Genomic DNA, 18,586 nt, shown 5'->3' on the forward strand with positions numbered 1-18,586 from the left:
GCGACCTAGTGCAGAGTCGATGTGTCTACGGCTTTGAGGCGGTAGAAGCGCTGGGTTTCGGTGATGGGGATGGTGAGTTCCACGCGCTGGTAGCCGTCGCCTAGGTCTGTGGTGGTGGCGCCTGAGGTGTTGAGGGTTTTCCAGCTGGAGAGGTCGTCGGAATAGTAGAGCCATAGCCGGTAGGCGGATGCGTTGTCGATCGGGCGGACGAAGGTATAGGTGATGCTGTCCGAGCCACTGCCGCTGATGGCGGGCAGGCGGGTGGCATCTACGGTGATGTTGTTAGGGTCACCGAGGCCGTGGAGGTAGTAGAAGATATTGGCGATGTCGTTGCCGGACATGTCGCTGTTGTCTTCCGAGCTGTTGCTGGCCAGTCCGTAACGGTCGCGGAAGTACTCGAGGGTGGTTTCGTCGATGTCGGTCACGGTGATGGTGTAGGCGGTGGCTTGGGTGAAGTCGTCGCTGGTGGTGGCGGTGACGATGACGTGGTAGGTGTTGTTGCCGTCGTCGTCCAGCGGGCTTTCGTAGTCTGGCTCGTCGGAGAAGGAGAGCTCTCCAGTGTCGGGGTCGATGGTGAAGAAGGCTTTGTCGTCTCCTCCGGTGACATCGTAGGTGACGGTGTCTCCGTCTTCATCCACGGCGGTGACGGTGCCGATGCTGGTGTTGTTTTCTACGATAGAGTTGTTAGAAATGTTCATGCTGGTGATGCCTTCATCCTGGTTGGTGACGGTGACTTGCAATGTCTTGAGAACGCTTGTGGCGTTATCTGTAACGCGCACGACCACTTCGTAGACGTTGTCCCCGTCTGCATCTATTGGGTTCTCGTAGTCCGGGGCGGACTTGAAGGCTAGCACGCCCGTGGTGTAGCCGAGGGTGAAGCGGGAGGAATCGTCGCCAGAGATGGTGAAGTTGAGCGTGCCGCCTTCCGGATCGGTAGCAGTGACGGTGCCGACAGTGGTTGTGTTCTCCTGGACTTCGTCTACGCTGAGTGCGATGCTCTCTGGTCCCTCGTTCTTGTTGGTGACAGAGATGGAGTAGGAGCGTGACTCGCTGCCGCCGGAACTGGTGGCGGTGATGGTGATGATGTAGAGGTTGGAGCCTAATTGATCCTGTGGGTCTTCGTAGTCAGGTGCGGTTTTGAAGCTGAGGGCGCCGGTGTCTTCATCAATGGTGAAGAGTGTTGGGTCAAAACCTCCAGTAATAGCGTAGGTGACGTCGTCCCCATCTTCATCCGTTGCGGTGATGGTGCCTACGCTGGTGGTGTTTTCCACGATGGTGTCGTTAGAGATAACCATGGAGTTGATTCCCTCGTCTTCATTGGTGACGGAGATGGTGAAGGTCTGTGAGGCGGAGCCGTCGGTGCCGGTAGCGGTGACGGTGACTTGATAGGTGTTGTCGCTATTGCTGTCTGCCGGGCTCTCATAATCCGGGGCGGTTTTGAATGCGAGTGCGCCTGTGCCGCTGACGATGGAGAAGAGGCTGCTGTCCGCCCCGCCAGTGATAGCGTAGCTGAGTGAGCCACCGAAGGGCTCGGTGGCGGACACTGTGCCGACGGAGGTGATGTTCTCCACGATGCTGCTGTTGGATAGGGTGACGTTGGTCGGGTTGTCTGCGAGGGAATTGATGGTGATGGTGAATGTTTTTGTTTCGGAGTCCGCGTAATCGGTGAATTCCGTATCATCGGAGGCGTAGACGCTGACGGTGGTCGTGCCGTAGGCATTGGTCTTCGGGGTGAAGGTGAGCCTGCCGCTGTTATTGATGGAGGGTTGGGTAGAGAAGAGGGAGTTGTTATTGTTGGAAACGGTATAGCCATCGAAGGAATCCTGGGCATCATTGGCGTTGAAATCGTAGGCGAAGTTGTTCTGGGTGTAAGCGCCGGAGTCCTCGTTGACACTGACGTTGCCAGTGATGGAAAAGGTGGGTGGGTTGGGGGCTTCGATGATGACGGTGCGAATGGCGAGGGAGCCATTGCCGAATTGATCGATTGCCCAATAGTGGTTCTGGTGTGTGCCAGGGACGCCGTTAGTGACGTTGGTATTGGCGCTTGCGCTGAAGTTGGTGACGGCGTTTCCGTAGAGGTCGACCGCGCTGTATCCGGGCTCGGTGTAGTTTTCCCCGTAGGCTAGGGTGATACTGCTGGATCCTGATAGAGTGATGGTAGGGCCGGAGAGGCTGCCGTTGTTTGTGTTGAGTGGTGCGGTGAATGCCACGTTGCCGCTGTTGCGGTCGCTGTTGCGGGTGTAGATGGTTCGGTTGTGGCTGTAGGAGGAGGTTACGTAGCTGCCACCGCCTCCGCCCGGGCCGTCGCTGGTGCCGTTGTTGCCGCCCGCGCCTCCGCCGGAGTAGCCACCGCCACCGCCGCCTTTGGCTGTGTGAGCGGTACTGCCGCTGGGGTTTACGTAGCCACCGCCTCCGCTGCCGCAGCCGAAGCCACCGTAGGAGCCGTTGCCTGAGGCTTGGCCGCCATCGCCACCGCTGCTTTTGCCCATCCTGCCGCTGAATGACCATAGTGATCCGTTGTTGTCTCTGGAGTGCTCTGTGTAGCTGCCGCCGCCGCCGGAGTCTCCCTGGGTGCTGGTGCCGGCACTGCCGTTGGTGCCGCCGCTGCGGCCACTGCCACCGCCGTCGTCTCCATCGGTGGTGTCATTGGCGTTCTTGCCGTCAGAGGAGAAGGTGTCGCTGTACACGGTGCTGGCTGCCCCTCCTCCTCCGCCGCCTGCGATGGCGAGGATCTCCCACTCGGCGTCGTCCGTCGGTGCCTTGTAGAGCACGCCTGTGCCGCCTCCTCCGCCGGAGCCTGCGGCATTGCCGCGGGTCTTGTTCTCTCCCCTGCTGCCGATGATGAAGCGCAATTGGCCACCAGGGCGCAGGCAGCCGGGCTCAGTAGGGTGGATGTAGAATTCCGCGATGATCTTCGCGCCGCCACCGCCTTCCGCTGATTTGTCGGAACCCACCGTAGCCGTTGCCTTCGCGCGGCCACCATCTCCGCCGCGGATGGAGGTGAAGTTGATCTTGTTCGGCCAGTTTTCAATCGGGATGTTGTAGGTCTCCACGGTGCCATTGGTGCGGGTGGTGATGCCAGTGACATCGTAGGTTTCTGGGATGTCGCTCTGGTTGTTGTTATATGATTCAGCGAACGCGATGACGCCGGTGATTGCCAGGGCTGTGGCTGAAAGGAGGCTGATTTTCATGACGGGTAGCGGGTGATCGTCACGGGGTATAGCACGGCGAACCTTAAACTGAGATTAATGGGGGCTAAACTTCTGGAAAGCTATGGAAGAATAGGTTAACCACAGAATTGACGGAAGGCACAGAATGCCTGCTAGATGCGTATGAAGAAGTTCGATGTGATGAATATGTGGCGATGCCTGTTGGCCGCCGGAGCATTGCTCGGCCCAGTGGGGTGCGAGGGTGAGGGGCAGAACACGACTGCTGAAGCGCAGGCGAAGAGGGAGCATTTTATTTTGGAGATCAAGCGCTTGCAGGCTGGTGTGAAGGGGAGGCCGGGAGTGAAGCGGGAGTTTGCAGCAGTGGAGCCTGAGGAGCTGAGGAACTATGTGCGTTTTAATCGTTTTCTTTTCTTAATGCCGAAGACGATTAGTTTGGGAGAGACAGAGTATAAGATGGAGACCCTGAAAGTGGAGGGGAGTGAAATGTGGTTCAAGGCTGGTATCCGCACGGAGCTGGATGAGGAGGGTGTTCAGGTGCAGCAGACGATGAAGGCTCTGGAAGAGGTGTTTAGCACGCGTGAGTTGGGTGAGATGAACTTGGAGGAACTGGAGAAGAGCTATGAGCAAACCGTGATGAAGAGGTTTCTACTGCTTGGAGATGAGAGTTCTTATGAGATTTATGCGTGCTCTAACGGAAATGTGGCCTGTGTGTTGAAAGGGTTGTTTGATGACGTCGATAATGCGAATGTGTATATCGATGGAGCGTGGGTTCCGGGGCATATTCCGAAGGCTAGCCAGGCAGAGAGAGAGGTGTTTTTCAAAATGTTACTGGAGAGTTCGAGTTGCCTGAAAGAGGCGACATGGAGCGAGGATGAATATTGGGAAGTCTTCATCGAGAAGAAGAAAGCGGATCCAAATTATAAGCCAAAGTCTAATGAGGAGCATTTGAAGGATCTACTCAGTGGCCGTGAATACTGGAAGGGTTTGCTAGGTGATGATGTGTCCGAGTATTCGGAGATGGATCGTGAGCGGATGAAGAATTTTGATGACGCGATCCAGATGATAAGGAGGGTATTGGAGAAAGAGCGTAAGGATGATGTGGGGCCTTCCATCGTGCCCGGTGGTTTGCGGAGCGGTGACTACACTATTAGCGATGAGGATGTAGATGAGTTTTTGAGAGAGAGTAGTCAGCAAGCTCCTGAGACGGTGAAGCCGTTGCCAGATGGGAAGTAAGTGGTGAGTGCGTTGAGATTGAGGTGTTTGATACATCTAATAAACCGTAGGGTGGTAGCGTTCTAAAATGAGACACCGATGCAACTCGTCCTAAAAAATAGCCTGAGGTACTTCTTACTCATAACCGGAGCCTTGTTTCTGATGACGGTTTTGAATGTGGTCTTATGGGATTGGGCTGTGGATGGGCGCTTATACCATACAACCGGTCTTTTCCGGGCAGAACTGGAGTTTTTAAATCCGGGATACTGGGTGACCGCAGACTACGAGCTGGTGGCGGAACTGGGTCTGGAGCGTTCCTTCAAGGACCCGGGCAAGGATCAGGTGCTACAGGGGTGGAGTGATACGAAGCTGCTTGTGCTCTGGTGGGGAATGGTGCTGGCTTCCATATTCGGTGCGCTGGGTCTGGCATGGTGGCTGGGGCCACGCGGGAGAAAAAGGTCAGCTTAAACACTAGGGTGGAAGTGCCGTTTGACGATAGATATTGATCCTCTGTGGCTGGGAGTTGTAGTCTCCGGCAATGAATGAGGTTTTCTGGTACTCGATCTATAGCTACGTTGCCCTGCTGCTAACGCAGGGGGCTTTGTGTCTGGTGAGGAAGAAAAGCGATTTCTGGGCCCGGGCTTATGTGAAGACGGCGCAGCTAACGCATGCGGTTTTCTGGGTGTTGGTGGCCGCGTACATGGCCTGGACCTTGCGGGGTGCCTACACAGACCTCATGACCGCGATTGAAAAAGGTAACGTGGTTCTGGCCAAGGCAGAGCTGAAGGAATTTCTCATGGTCACAGGATTTGCCTTCGTGCTGGCCTTCGGGATGTCGATGGTGCTGCAGTCCCATCTGCGCGACCTGTTCAACCGCAAGCGCCGCACAAGTGGAGCCCCAAGGGGACAGGAACTCCTGGAGGAAGACACGCTCTACGATACTCCTTGTTAGGTATTCATCGTTGAAATGGATCCAGGGCTTTGTTGAAGCGGGAGGATTCGTAGAAGCGGGTGGTGATGAGCTGGAGGGCTTCTTTCTGGTGGGGGAGGAGATTGGTATTGGCGGCTTGCTGGAGGATGCTCTCTGCCTGATCTAACTGATCTTGGGTAGGGTGGACGTTTTGTTCATCGATGGCGCACATGGCTTCCATGCATGCCTCGTAGCCGTGGCTGACGGAGATCTCCACGAGCTGCGGGAAATAGGCTGAGCAGTCGAACTTGCCGAGCGCGTAGACGAGGGTGCCGTTGAAGTTGATGTTTTCGGGCTTGGTCGCGGCGGCAAGCAGCTGGGGGACGAGCTCGCTGAGCTTGCCATCCATGATCTTGAGAGCGGCACGGTTGCGGACGAGAGGATCGTCCGAGATGAGGTCTTGGCGGAGTTGTTCTGTAGAGAGTTCGATGATTGAGACTTAGAGGTATGGATCAATCTTGTCTAGAAAGAGTTTTTGTTAGGTGGCGGGATAGTAAAAACGCCTTCCGTTTCGGGAAGGCGTTTGAGAGAGAGTAGGGTCTGGCTTTCTATTACTTTGCCGGGATGAGCTCCAGGACGAGGACTTCGAAGGGCTGGAGGGTGAAGGCTTGTTCGCCGCTGATCCAGTCTTCAGGGAAGTTTTGGTCTGGATAAGCGTTCTTGGCCTTGAAGGTGGTCGCGAATCCTTGCGGGATTTCGAGTTCTTTGGTTAGGTCGAATACCTTGGTGACTTCTTTGTCCGAGGAATTGCGCAGGGTGATGATGCTTTTCTCCGGTGACCAGGATGCCCAGCCGTAGATGGTTAGGTCGAGCGGGTTGCCGCCTACCCAGTGGGTGTCCGCGAGGATGCTTTCGTTCTTCTTGGCCCACTTGGCGGCCTCCGCCACCTGGTCCCAGGCTCTTTCGGTCATCATATCCGGGGTCAGGTAGAGCTCGAGCAAGTTGGCGCCGGTGCCGAAGTAGGAACGTGCGGCGTTCTTGAACTCGCTGCCCGCCTTGGACACTTTGGCTGCCTGGAAGTGGCGGCCGTGTACTAGCCCGTGGTGCATGACGGAGTTCAGCGGATAGAGTGGGGCGGGCTTAACGAATTTCTCGTAGCAGCCCCAGTCGCGGAAAGTGAGCCATTGCTCGCGCTCATCGCCGACACCCATCCAGGCGACGTCACCTGTACCAGTGCGCCAGGTGCAGTCGATGTGATTGAGCCAGAACGGGGATGGCCAGGTGCCTACAGTGACATTGATAAAGAGTTTCGGGTCGTGCTCTTTCAGCTCACTGCCGCAGCGGATGAGTGACATGAAGTGCGGGCTGACACCGGAGCCGGCTTTGTCCCACTTGTAGTAGTTTACGCCGTGGTCCTTCATAGAGCCGAGGCATTTCTCGTAGAACCACTGGTAGTAGCCAGGCTGGGAAAGGTCCATGGTGTCCTGGATGAGGCCCATTTTCTTGGCGTGCGCGGTGCGCTCATTGGCACCGGAGTAGCCGCCGAGTGGGGAGATCCAGACGCCGAGCTTGCTGTCGGCCTTGCGCGCCGCGGCGGAGACTTCGTCGAAGCCGTTCGGAAATTTCTTACGGTTGTATTCCCAGAGTCCGGCATAGAAGTCATCCCAGCCGTCATCCATGACGAAGGAGTCCACGGTCACGCCGCGTTCTTTGGTGAGTTCGCGGTGGTAGTCTTCGATGACTTTGGTGAAGGTCTCACGGGTAGGGTTCAGGCCCAGGTCGTACCAGCAGTTGTAGTGCAGCAGCTGGTGGTAGGGGGTGGAGCGCTCACGCTCCATGTAGTAGAGGAAGGCGCGGCGCAGCTGGTCCTCCGGGTAGGTGCCGGTGACGGCGGTGAAGGTGTAGCGGGAATCCTTGTCCATCGGCAGGGTGCAGGGGAAGCCGCTACGGAAGGTGTCATCGCTAAAGTAGTTTGCGGTGAAAGGCATTTCCACGCCGAAGAAAAGGGAGTTGGAGGCCACCGGGCTACCCGGCACGGATCCTACCTGACTGGCACCGCTAGCGGTGCCGCTGGTGAACTGGAGGCCGTGGATGGTGAGGGGCTTGGTGGTAGCCAGGGTGTGGCTCTGGCGGATGTAGTTGGAGCCATCACGCAGTTCGGCCATCCAGCGGACATGCAGGCCTGAGGCTTCGTGCTTGAGGGTGGCGGTCAGGGTCTGGCCGTCCTTGCTGGTGCTGGCCTTTACCGGGCCGGTGAGGGTGAACTCTGAGGAGCTGAGATTGCAGTCCAGTGCGGGGCGCGGAGTCTTGTTGATGAGTTGCTCACCTTTGGTGCTGCGGATCGTGAACTGGCCTTTGCTGCGGATATTGACGATGGCGGTGGTGTTGTCCTTGAAAACGAGAGTGATACCTGGGCCCCAGCTGAGACCTTTGTCCGTACCTTTTTTGATCTGGCAGGAAATGATCGACCAGTCCTTGGTGGACGCGGGGTATTCCGCGAAGGCAAAACTGTTGGCTGCGGCGGTGATGGTGAGCTGCTCGTTGGCGATTTCCAGTTCGGTTCCCGGGCGCTTGGATTTGAGGATTTCCTCCGGTTTGGAGGTGATGTCGCTGATGTTTCCGTCCTTGGAAAGGATGCGGACTTGCTGGATCTCACAGATGCCAGTCTCTCCGGCGTCCACATAGTCCTGGTTCTGTCCTTGGCTACTGGTCTTGCCGATGCGGATGGTGGCCAGCTGGGCAGGGTATTCCGCGAGAGAGATGGAAGTCAGTGTTTCCCAGTTTTTGCCGTCGTTGGAAATGGAGGGGAGGAGATGGGTACCTGACTTGCGGATAGCCAGGTAGATGCGCTCCGGGTCCTGCTGTTGCGGCTGGGTGGCGATGGCGAAGAGTTCTCCCTGGGGAGAGAAAGTTTCCCCGCTTTGCTTGTTGGTGAAAGTGGCGCCTGTCAGTGTGCCGTCCTTGGTTGTCCAGGTGGCGCTGAGAACATCGTTCTGCAGGGTATGCTTGTCCCCACTATTTTGGGTAGTGGCCTTGCCGGGGCGCGTCTTGCCCGGGTACGTGGCGGCAAACGCCGGCAGTGCCAGGGCGCTGGTGAGTATGAGTGCTGTGATTGTGTTCATGGTCTTAGGTGCTCTTGCTGATGCGTGCGCAAAAATCCCACCTTGGAATGTTAGGTGGGATTTCGGCTTGTGCTGTGTGTGATGCTTCAGTGCTGATACGAAGCAGCTTCCGGAGAAGCTGGCTGCGCGGTTGGTTTTCAGGTCCATTTGCGTGAGGTGGACTTGATCACGGCTGCATTGAGAGAGCGAGAGACATCAAAAATACCGGGCATCGCCCAAAACTGACAAAAAGTGTGTGGTTTTCCGGAGGTGAAGGGGCTGGGTATTACGAAAACGCCTTCCTGTGTGGAAGGCGTATGGGGAGGCAGGGGCTTATCAGATAAGGTTTATCTTTTCCGTCTGAGAATCAGTGACAGGCCTGCTAGGCCTAGTAAGGAGGTGCTGGAGGGCTCAGGAATGGTGTCTATGGTAAAGCCGCCGGTGATATAGGCGTAACGCATGGCCCCGGTATTGCCCTCAACAGTGAAGGAATCCTCAGTACCCGTGAAGGTGTAGATATTCGCCGCGCCCTCGTCCGGGTCGTTCGGGAGAGGTGCTGCTTCAAAGTTGGTCACGTCATTCGAGTTGGTGTTCGCAATGTTGAATGTTTCACCCGCTCCTACATTGAGGGCGGCGAAGCCAGTGAACCCATCGAAGTTGATCTCTGCGGTTTCAAAGGCACCCGCTCCCAGGTTGACGCTGGCGGCGGTGATGGAAAAGGAAAGAGCTTCGTCCGGGTCGACGAGTGAGGCGGTGCCCGTGCCATCCTCCACTCCCCAGGCTCCAAAGGCTGCTCCAATGCCTGTGACCGCGCCAGAAGTCGAAGTGGCGACAATGCCCATGGTGATCACCACTTCATCATCACCGCTACCCACGGAGTCGAGAGTCAGGCCAGTGATCGTGTAGGTAATCGTCTGGCTGGCGGGGCCAGGGTTACCGGCGTTGAACGTGGTAATGCCCACGGTGCCGAGATTGGCTTCTGATCGGGGGGCTTCGGTCCGGCTGAGCTGGACATCAAGCAGCGTCGTAGCCGCTTGGGCGCTGCCGAGGGTGCATGCTAAGAGCGGGAGTAGATGAGGATATTTCATGGGGTCAAAAAATCAAAATGCACCCTGAAGTATAAAGAGTTGTGAGATGTAGGCAAGATGAAATGAGTAGCTGATGCTGAGCAGCTGGGAAGCTCATTCAGGGAATAGACCGCCACGTCTGGAGACCTAGTCGGACACAGGAAGTGCAGGCTTAGGTCAGACGAGATTACTTCCTGCGGCGCAGGATCAGCGACAAGCCTGCGAGCCCTAGTAGTGCGGTGCTGGAGGGCTCAGGGATGGGGACGACATCGAGGTCGAGGCCGCTGATATAGGCCAGGTTGGCATTGCCCTGTTCCAGGACTCTGAGCTCGTAGGTTTCCCCTGCTGTGATGTTGATGGGAGAACCAGTGGAGACACTAGTTCCGCGGAAGGCATTGTCAGCGATGAGGTCCAAGGTTTCTCCCTGCACACCGAAGAGCACATCCTGAGGCAGGTTGAACCCTGAGTTGTAATCGAAGTAGGCGGTTAAATCCAGCGTGCCGTCAGGAAGTCCCGTGATCAGGATGCTGATGTAGTTGCCTCCAACGCCGTTGAAGGTGGTGGCGGCGTAATCGTAGTTGAGGTCCTGAGGAGCTGCGGCACCGGCAAGCGATTTGTTGCTGGCCACGATGTCCGTGTCTCTGGACTGCAGGGTAAAGGTGTAGCCGCTGATGGTATCCATGGCACCTTCACTGGCGACGAACTGGCTGTAGCCAGATTCCACGTTGGTGGCACCAGTGCCGAAATCAAGTTTCACGATGACCGCCTGCGCGCTGGAGGTGGCGAATGCTCCCAGAGTCAGGCTGAGTAGTAGGCATTTACGATACATGGGTAGATGGGGGGTAACATGTAAAGATAACCCACTCAGTGAGTAGGGTAAATGAAAAACCGCCTTCCGAAGCCGGAAGGCGGTTGCTTGAAAATGTCTTTCTGAAAAGAGCTAAAATGATCAGGCGCGTTTGCGGCGCAGGATGAAGCCTAATCCAGCCAGGCCAATGAGAGCGGTGCTGGACGGCTCAGGGACTGCAGCCACACGAATATTATCTAAACCCATATCTGTAGAGGAGCCGTTGGTAGAAGCATCTAGGAAGGTAAGTGTCGTGGAGGAATTCGAAGCGGTGAAGGTGAAAATCTGGTCCACGGTGTCCTCGTAGGTGGGGCTCATTGCTGTCGAAGAGGTGTAAGTTGAGCCAGTGGTGTCTGTGTAGGTTTGGATGGTGCCGGCTAGGTTGTCTACAGAGACTTGGAGTACGGCGTCCTGTCCAGCTGTTGGTCCATACTTGCCAAAGTCAAAGGTCACTTCGTAAGTCATTCCAATGATGGTATCGAAGGTCTGGGCAATCGAGCCGCCAGTGCTGCCAGCCTGGCCGAATTGTACATATCTGGTGCCGCTACTCGGACCGGCGTTGTAGGCGTTGATGGAGCTCTTTACGGCGACTTGATTACTTGTGCCGGTTCGTACCCAGCCAGAGGCGTCAGGATTTGTGCCGAGCTCAAAGTCTCCATTAGTGAAAAGGGCGGCTTGAGCAGGCAGAGCTGCCAACATACATGTGAGAGATAAGAGGTGTTTCATGAGTGTTCTATTATGAGACACTTTTTTATAAGACGTGAGCTGGAGTATTTCGAGTATCTGTGTGATAGACTTTCTGCCCCAGATAGGGGTGTAGTCTAGGTGCTAAAAAAGCCACTCCTCTGTAGAGAAGTGGCTGATGAAAATAGGCTTGAAAAATGTGCCCTACCTGCGGCGGCGCAGGATAAAGCCAAGTCCAGCCAGGCCAATGAGAGCGGTGCTGGACGGCTCAGGCACAGCGGCGAACACGGTATTCTCCACGTCTGAAAGCTGATCACTGCCGGAGAAGGACCAGACTTTCATGTCGTCGATGTCGCCCTTGAATTCTGAGGTTCCCCCTGGCTGGATGGCGAGGTGCGCCTGTGTGGTGTCGGACCAAGTGATGTTGCCACCATTGGTGCCGTCTTGTGCCACTCCGTTGATGTAAAAGCGGGAGGTACCATTGCTGCGGATCACGGTGAGCCGTGTCCATTCATCGGCATTGGCAGTCTGGCCTGTCCCTGTCGTGGCACCGATCCAGCCGACGGCGTGGTTGGTGGCCATCCATTCACCGGATGCGTTGATGCCGAGCTTGAGGGAGCCGGAGTTGTTCCCGTTGGAAAGGAAAACGAATTTGTTCTGGTTAAGATCTGCGGACTGGACACGCACCCAGATGTCGAAGGCGAAGTTCTGGATGTCAGATGGAGCCATGCCCGGAGCATTGTAGGCGCCATTGTTGCCTGTCTGGGTGGTGGTGAGATAGGCTGTGGAGCCGGATGCTGCTGTATCGCCGGAGACGGTCTGAAGGCCACCGGATACAGCGTTGCCGAAGTCTGCTGAGCCCACGGAGTCAGTGGGTACGCCGCCGGACATAGTGCCGACTTCGCCCATTTCGTAGTGGTGCTCCAGCACGATGGCGGCATTGCCCAATGCGGTGCAGGCGATCATGCCTGCTACCACCATGGAGGGTGTGGAAATAACTTTATTGGTCATTTGAGTTTAAGTGTTTAGTGAGGTCAGATTGTGATGAGAGCTGACGAATACACACGTGAGGGGGCACGCAGACCTTAACAGGAATTTGAACTTTTTTGCAGGGGACGAAAAAGCCGCCCCCTGCTTTCAAGGGGCGGCCTGCAACACATGTTACCGAATGAAAAAATTATCTGCGGCGGCGTAGCAGAAGGCCAAGTCCTGCCAGACCGACAAAAGCAGTACTGGTTGGCTCAGGAATCGCCGTGGTGTTGTGGACCAAGAGGGCATTAAGCTGGCCGCCTACAGAGGAGGCGCCATCAAAAGCTTCGATGGTGAAGTCCTGGTCTGTGGCGTCTGCAGTGAAGGTTCCGGTCACGAGAAGGCCGTCGCCCCAAGTGACTCCGGATACCCCATTGGCGTATTGGCCTTGGTCGATTCCGTCAAAGGAGACGGTGCGGCCAGTGATGCCAGCGGAGCCACGACCGTCAAAAACCAGGGCCTGGATGCGGTAGGTCTGGCCGATGGTGAGACCTGAAAGGGAGATGGTGTCTGCGCCAGAGCTGCCGTAGCGGCCGCTGTCAGAAAGGTCGGAGGAGCTCGCGTGGAAGGTGTTCGCAATCGCAGAGCCAAAGAGGCCGGAGTCTGCGGTGAAGTCGATTCCATCGAAGGTGGTGGCTGCGCCGCCAACGTTTTCCACTAGGAACTCGGTGCCTGTTGTCAGGAAGAGGCCGGTGTCGAGATTCTGGCCTGCGGAACCGTTTGTTGTGTACGCGGTGGAGGACCAGGAGATAGTGGCGGCGCTAGCGCTGCCGGCAAGAGCTGCCAAGGTGGCGGCGATGATCGTGTTTTTCATGTTATTGAGTGTATTGTGTGATATTCGAGTAGAGTCGGTTCGTTGAGAACTGACGAAATACACACGTGCTCAAGGCGGCTCAGCTTAACAAAAAAATGAAGGAAAGGCTGAACGAGAGGACTTACTACTGACTCTTGCTCTTGTTGACGCGGACATTGTCCAGGCAGAGGTCAGCGGATTCCGAATTGTTACTGGTCTCGGTGAAGACGAGGGTAGCACTGGTGGAAGCCGCTGTGAAGGTGAAGCTGGTGGGTGGATTATAGCCGCTGCCATCTTCTGCATTCCTCCGCTGCGTATGGGTGCCGAGCAGGGTGCCTGTGGCGCTGTTGTGGTCTGCTCCGTCATAGACGGCTGCAAAGAGCTCTAGGGAAGTGTTGCTAAATAGGTTGGCTCCCATTTCAAAGCTGACGGTGTAGCGCTGGCCGGGAACGGTGGCAAAGGTCTGGCGGATGGTGGCGTCAGCGGGATCCGGGCGGTTTCTCGGGTTGACGTTGAAGGCGAGTTGGGTGTCCCTGGTCGAGGAATGGATGTTACGTCGCCCGTTGCCAAAGCCGGGTTTTCCATTGGCTGAGCGTGATGCCACCGTGATTCCCGGGCTCCAGGTCCAGCCGGGCAAAAGCGCTGCATTGGCAGTTTCACCCCAGTCTTTGTCTGCGGGAGGGTTACCCAGCTCGAAGTTTCCATTGATGAGGAGATTTTGAGAGCTTTCCTCAGGAAGCTTGGTGAGGAAAGAGGAGCTGGAGGAGGGGATTTCGCTGAGCTTCCCTTTGGGGCTGCAGATGCGTGCCTGCCCGGCAATGAGGGTTGCTTCATCGGGAGATTGGGCGCTCGTGCGCACCATGACACTTCCTTGGAAAAGGTGGACTTGGTCAGATTCCTTGGGGTGAGCGATCACCCCAAATTCCGTGCCCAGGTCAGTGACGGTGAACTGATGGGTGATGACCTGAAAACCGTGTGCTTCCTTTTCTACATGAAACCATGCGGTGCCTCGGTACAGGTAGAGGCGTTTCTCATCGATGAGTTCGAAGGAGGCGGGGGCAAGGATGATGCTGCGCACCCCCTTGTCGAGTGTGATTTCGAGAGTGCCTTGGGTGAGTTCCACGGTGCTGCCGGGAGCGAGTTCTGCTCCGTTTACGTCTTCCCCATTTTGCAAGTGATGCTGGATGCTAAACTGGCTACCTCTGGAACTTTCCAGGCTGGCGATCGTGGTAGGTGGGGAGACGAAGATGAACTGCAGGGAGATCGCAATGGCGATAAGGGCCGCTGCGGCTGCGCCCAGAGCCAGCTTCACATTCCGGCGCTGTTGCTGGTGGTGGTGGATTTCTGCGATGCTCGGGCGTTTCTTGGCTGCCTGGGTGGCCTGTGAGTAGCGGAATAGAAAGCTCTGCTGAAGCTCGGCGTGCTGGCGGTAAAGGTCCCGGGCGGCGCGGTCACGCTTGAGCGTGTCCTGCAGCTGGCGGCATTCCAGTTCATCGAGCGTGCCGTCGAAGTAGCTCATGATGGCTTTCTCCAGCTTCGGGCCTTTCATGCTTTCCTCCCTTCTAGAGCTAGACGGGACTGGATGCACTTGCGGATGCCGGCACGCAGGCGGTGCAGGGTGACGGAGAGTGAGGCGCCGCTGCGGCCGTCAAACTCAGAGAGCGGACGGTTGGTGGCGTAGCGGTGGTAGAGCAGGGCGCGCTCGTCTGCCTTGAGTCGCTCCATGCAGATTTCCAGCGCTTCGGATCGCTCGCTGGCCGTCGGAGTGGAAGCTACTTCCTCAGTCGCCTCCTTCGCTAGCAGGTCGAGCAGTTCGGTGTCCAGTGGGATCACGCGGCTGTGCTTCGCCGCTCTCAGGTGCGCGAGAACCTCAAGCCGGGCGATGGAGAAGACCCAGGCGCGGAAGTTGGTGCCGATCTCAAACTGCTCCTGCTTCTTCCAGAGGATGACATTGACCTTCTGGATGACGTCCTGCACGTCCGGATGACCCGGCATCAGGGAAATGGTGTAGGCCCACAGATCCGGCTGGAATTCGGTCAGGAGATTGACGAATTCTGCGGAAGGCGGCGTTGGTGTCTGGTCATCCACTGTTTAGAGACGGCATCTAAGTGGCCTGACCTTAACAAAAAAATGTGGGAAAACAATTTAAGACGGGACTGAGTGGGATCAGTCCCACTGCGAGTGTGGGGTCTAAGTGTGGTTAGGTTCTCCTTATTAAAATTCCATGGGCGGATTGACTGCCAGCAGTCTAGCGCTTGGCCTCGGACAGCCATTTCCGCACGAGGAAAGGCACCTGGACGGTGGCGTCTCCACGGATGAACTCGTAGCCATAGGGCACGCTTTCCACCTCGTGGCTAACAATGATTTTTTCGGCATGGAAACTGGCCTTGTTCAGTAGGCCTGCTGCGGGATAGACGGCGAGTGAGGTGCCGACGACGAGGATTTTCCCGGCATCTGAAATGGCTTCGATCGCTTCCTCGCAGTGCAGGATCTGCTCGCCAAAGAGCACGGTGTTCGGGCGGAAGGGGCGGCCATAGGGATCTTTCTCCTCCAGGCTGAGCGGTTCATAGCCGCGGTAGACAGCGCGTTCCCGGCATCCGTCTGGAAAGACCTCGGTCACGATACCGTGAAGATGAAGAATCCTGCTAGAGCCTGCACGCTCATGCAGGTCGTCCACATTCTGGGTGACCACGATCACCTCGTACTTTTCCTCCAGATCTCTGAGTGCCAGATGGGCGGCGTTCGGCTGGGCCTTTTCTATCGTGGCAAGCCGGGCGTTATGGAAGTCGATCAATGCCTGCGGATTGCTGTCCCAAGCCTCGGTGGAAACCACCTTCATCGGGTCCATTTTGGCCCAATGACCATCCTTGTCCCGGAAGGTCATAATGCCACTCTCCGCACTGATGCCTGCACCAGTGAAGATTACTATCTTGTTAGGATTGATTGGGCGGGACATGGATTAGAGCGATTAGTATCCAGTAGCTTTCAGGCGTATGAAGGCGCTGTCTCCAGAGCCGCTGGTGCGATAGGTGTAGATCGTGTGTCCGTCCCCTGTATCCAGGGTGTACATCAGGACGGCGCTGGACCAGTTGACCATGTCAGAGGATTGTTCGCCAGAGATATTAGCTCCAGTCACACCGTTGCGTAAGCGTATTTGTATAGTGGCTTGTTCAGATCCATCAATCTCTACGGAGCCTGTGGAGAACATGGCGGTGCCGGCAACAGCTTCGGTAGAGTCAATGCCCATGAGGTAGCGGAAGATATTGGGGATTCCATCAATGCTGTTAGATTTTACAGGGTCTCCGTCACCAGTGCTATCTGTAGGCAGGTTTTCCACCGCCAGCCAGCTGGTGTAGCTGCTAGGCTCGATGATAATCGTGATGGTAGGAGAGGCTGTGGAACCGTAGTCATTAGTCGCCTGTACCCAGTAGTGAAAGGTGCCGGCAGTATTCACAGGAGGGTTGTAACTACGGCTGATGGATTCTTGGACAAGTTGGGAAGTGTCCCCGCTCTCTCCCTTGTACCACTGGTAGTTAGTGGTGGATGGAGAATACTTCATATCAAGCGTAAGAGTCTGGGAGCCCCCTTGTCTTGTTGTGAAGCCTTGAGGCGGAGTATTGAATACAGGCTTCTGTCCAATGACTTCCACAGTGACCGTGCGGCTGTCTACAGAGCCTGCTGCATTGGATATTCTAGCCCAGTAGGTGGTGGTTTTAGCGGTGCTGGTATCTACGTAATGGAATCGATAGCTGCCTGAACGAGGCTTGCTGGTGTCCCCGCTGTTACCCTCATACCATTGATAGGTGAGGCCTGGGCCGGTGGCTCTCAGCTCCAGAGAGCTGGAGTTTCCTGTATAAGTGATGAGATCCTGAGGCTCTTCAGTAATCTCCGGGTAGATGGCATTGACCGTGACTTGGATTGTCGTGCTGTCCGTGTAGTCTGCATCGTTGGATATTCTGACCCAATAGTAGAAGGTGCCGGGTTCATTCATGCTGTGATACATCCGGTTCTCTGTTTTGTTTGCTAAAGGTTTGGAGGTGTCGCCATTGAATCCTTCATACCATTGATAGGAGAGGTTGGCTCCCTGAGCTTTGACTTCGTGGTAGATGAAAGCACCCATGTCGACAGTGCGGCTGACGGGTTGCTCAGTGATGACAGGTTTCTCCTGCATGATCAGTGCTGTGGTGTAGGAATCGTCACTGCCGAGTGAGTTGCTTACCCTGACCCAGTACGAGCTGCTTTGGTTTAGCTGGGGAGTTTGGTAGCTGCTAGAAGTGGCGCCAGTGATGGGCTGGCTGGTGTCACCCGTCTCTCCCTCGTACCATTGATAGACAAGTGTCGCATCGCCGATGGCTTCTACCTCCAAGAGAACGCTTTGTTCCGGTAGAATAAACTGCTGTCCAGTGCTGCTCACAATCTCCGGATAACCTGGTAGGGAGAAGGTGGATGCGAGTAGCTTGTCACCAGTACTGGCGATGAAGCGACTGTCGTCAGCAACGATGTTCTGGATAGCGTGTTCTGATTGGTAGCGCTTACCCCAAAGGATTCCGTCCTTGGAGGCATAGATCCCACCCTCTTCGGTGCCGGCAACGATGTAGCCGTTTCCTGAACTTAGTTCTGTAATGGTGCCGGATAGGCCGCTTGTGTTGACCCATTCCCAGGAGTAGCCGTTGGTTGAACGGTAAAGTATGTTGTTCTCCCCTCCGGCAAACCACTCGCTGCCGGTATAGGTGACGGCGGAGACTTCATCTCTGGATGGCAAAAGGCTGATATTCCAGTTTGAGCCATCACTCGAAGTATAGATGCATCTTGTATTTGGATCGCCCATGTATCCTGGGGCGACGAAAAGGTTGTTTGCAAAGGTGAGGTCATTGACGCTGCTGGACTCAGGGATTTGCGAGCTGGAGATAGCGTCGAAATTATAGATGAGATTATTATTATTGGGTAAGGGGTTTTGCAAATCGTCCGCATAAAAAGTACCGTAATCGAAAAGTTGAATAGCCGCTACGTAGACGCCATTCCCATAGACCAGACCAGAAAGCTCTGTGTTGGCGTAGCCGGTTGAAATATCATTCCTGTTGTAGGGGTTGTACGTACCAGGAGCATCGATCTGGTAGAATCTCGGATTGCTATAGCTAGTACCGTCTGAACCCCATAGAACGGTGTAGCCTTGGTGGTCGATATCTAACCCACCTAGGTTAAACCGGTCATCATAGACCGATTCCTGATCTATATCGACCTTCGCCTGCAGAGTTGCAGTGACGTCTGCTGAATCACCGGATCCATTGTTGTAGTGGCATGTGGCAGAGAGAATTTTTACTTCATAGGATCCGTCTGGAGGGGCGATCATTGCATGACCTGAGGTATAGGGGATAAAGACATAGCCGCCGTATGGGTAGACTGCCCGGTACGTTCCAGAGCTCAGCTTGTATTGGATTTCCAAAGTTGAACTCTGAGGGATGGACCTCATGACAAAGTTATAGTCAAACCGGCCTGACAAATATTGTCCATTCTGAGGTGCTTTGGTCTGAAGGGTCGCCGTCCTGATGTAGTACCCGTCCTCAAAGGCATAGCGAAACTCTCCATTCCCATAAGTAAGGTAAGTCTTTGGGGTGCTTAAGCCGCTTTCCCGGTCGAGCACAACTTGCCATTGGTTCTGGGCATGCAGGCCTTGGATCGAGAGAATGAAGGCGAAAAAGAAGAGAGTGAGCTGAGAGAATTTCATGAAACGACGGGAAAGATCATTCACAGGCTAGAAATAAGCTCTGCGCTG

The 18,586-nt window shown here is 55.7% G+C and carries 15 protein-coding genes; 3 read left to right on the forward strand and 12 right to left on the reverse strand.

The features are described from left to right. Positions 1-5: 5 nt before the first annotated feature. Positions 6-3,191, reverse strand: a complete 3,186-nt coding sequence (locus tag BUB27_RS18195) for a cadherin repeat domain-containing protein (protein ID WP_143185321.1) — start codon at positions 3,189-3,191, stop codon at positions 6-8. A gap of 141 nt (positions 3,192-3,332) precedes the next feature. Between BUB27_RS18195 and BUB27_RS18200 the strand changes: the two genes are divergently transcribed. From BUB27_RS18200 to BUB27_RS18210, 3 genes are all read left to right on the forward strand, one after another. Next, the gene (locus BUB27_RS18200; protein ID WP_143185322.1) at positions 3,333-4,403 is read left to right on the forward strand and encodes a hypothetical protein; all 1,071 of its coding nucleotides are present in this window, start codon (positions 3,333-3,335) and stop codon (positions 4,401-4,403) included. A 78-nt stretch (positions 4,404-4,481) separates the two neighbouring features. Further along, positions 4,482-4,850: a hypothetical protein gene (locus tag BUB27_RS18205; protein WP_143185323.1), complete on the forward strand. Its 369-nt coding sequence runs from the start codon at positions 4,482-4,484 to the stop codon at positions 4,848-4,850. Between the two features lie 70 nt (positions 4,851-4,920). Next, complete coding sequence (locus BUB27_RS18210) at positions 4,921-5,334, forward strand: hypothetical protein (RefSeq protein ID WP_143185324.1); 414 nt, start codon at positions 4,921-4,923, stop codon at positions 5,332-5,334. A gap of 4 nt (positions 5,335-5,338) precedes the next feature. On the opposite strand, the gene BUB27_RS18215 is transcribed toward BUB27_RS18210, so the two are convergent. From BUB27_RS18215 to BUB27_RS18265, 11 genes are all read right to left on the reverse strand, one after another. Beyond that, positions 5,339-5,701 (reverse strand): hypothetical protein, encoded by a 363-nt coding sequence (locus BUB27_RS18215; protein ID WP_143185325.1) that lies wholly within the window; start codon positions 5,699-5,701, stop codon positions 5,339-5,341. 202 nt (positions 5,702-5,903) lie between these two features. Beyond that, positions 5,904-8,414, reverse strand: a complete 2,511-nt coding sequence (locus BUB27_RS18220; RefSeq protein ID WP_159435073.1) for an alpha-galactosidase — start codon at positions 8,412-8,414, stop codon at positions 5,904-5,906. Between the two features lie 326 nt (positions 8,415-8,740). Continuing rightward, positions 8,741-9,481 carry a PEP-CTERM sorting domain-containing protein gene (locus tag BUB27_RS18225; protein WP_143185327.1) on the reverse strand — a complete coding sequence of 247 codons (741 nt, stop codon included), beginning with the start codon at positions 9,479-9,481 and terminating at the stop codon, positions 8,741-8,743. 166 nt (positions 9,482-9,647) lie between these two features. After that, positions 9,648-10,289, reverse strand: a complete 642-nt coding sequence (locus BUB27_RS18230; RefSeq protein WP_143185328.1) for a PEP-CTERM sorting domain-containing protein — start codon at positions 10,287-10,289, stop codon at positions 9,648-9,650. Between the two features lie 120 nt (positions 10,290-10,409). Continuing rightward, a complete protein-coding gene (locus BUB27_RS18235; protein WP_143185376.1) occupies positions 10,410-11,033 on the reverse strand; it encodes a DUF642 domain-containing protein in 624 nt (207 codons plus the stop codon). Between the two features lie 162 nt (positions 11,034-11,195). Further along, positions 11,196-12,002: a LamG-like jellyroll fold domain-containing protein gene (locus BUB27_RS18240; RefSeq protein ID WP_143185377.1), complete on the reverse strand. Its 807-nt coding sequence runs from the start codon at positions 12,000-12,002 to the stop codon at positions 11,196-11,198. Positions 12,003-12,168: 166 nt separating this feature from the next. After that, positions 12,169-12,834, reverse strand: coding sequence for a PEP-CTERM sorting domain-containing protein (locus tag BUB27_RS18245; protein WP_143185329.1), 666 nt, complete (start codon positions 12,832-12,834; stop codon positions 12,169-12,171). A 124-nt stretch (positions 12,835-12,958) separates the two neighbouring features. After that, the gene (locus BUB27_RS18250) at positions 12,959-14,362 is read right to left on the reverse strand and encodes a FecR domain-containing protein (RefSeq protein ID WP_143185330.1); all 1,404 of its coding nucleotides are present in this window, start codon (positions 14,360-14,362) and stop codon (positions 12,959-12,961) included. Beyond that, positions 14,359-14,901 (reverse strand): sigma-70 family RNA polymerase sigma factor, encoded by a 543-nt coding sequence (locus BUB27_RS18255; protein WP_143185331.1) that lies wholly within the window; start codon positions 14,899-14,901, stop codon positions 14,359-14,361. Before BUB27_RS18255 ends, BUB27_RS18250 begins: the two co-directional genes overlap by 4 nt. A gap of 160 nt (positions 14,902-15,061) precedes the next feature. Next, positions 15,062-15,769 carry an SIR2 family NAD-dependent protein deacylase gene (locus tag BUB27_RS18260; RefSeq protein ID WP_143185332.1) on the reverse strand — a complete coding sequence of 236 codons (708 nt, stop codon included), beginning with the start codon at positions 15,767-15,769 and terminating at the stop codon, positions 15,062-15,064. A 12-nt stretch (positions 15,770-15,781) separates the two neighbouring features. Next, positions 15,782-18,538 carry an Ig-like domain-containing protein gene (locus BUB27_RS18265; protein ID WP_143185333.1) on the reverse strand — a complete coding sequence of 919 codons (2,757 nt, stop codon included), beginning with the start codon at positions 18,536-18,538 and terminating at the stop codon, positions 15,782-15,784. Between the last annotated feature and the right edge of the window lie 48 nt (positions 18,539-18,586).

Origin of the sequence: Rubritalea squalenifaciens DSM 18772, assembly GCF_900141815.1 — a bacterium.
Classification (GTDB): Bacteria; Verrucomicrobiota; Verrucomicrobiia; order Verrucomicrobiales; family Akkermansiaceae; genus Rubritalea; species Rubritalea squalenifaciens.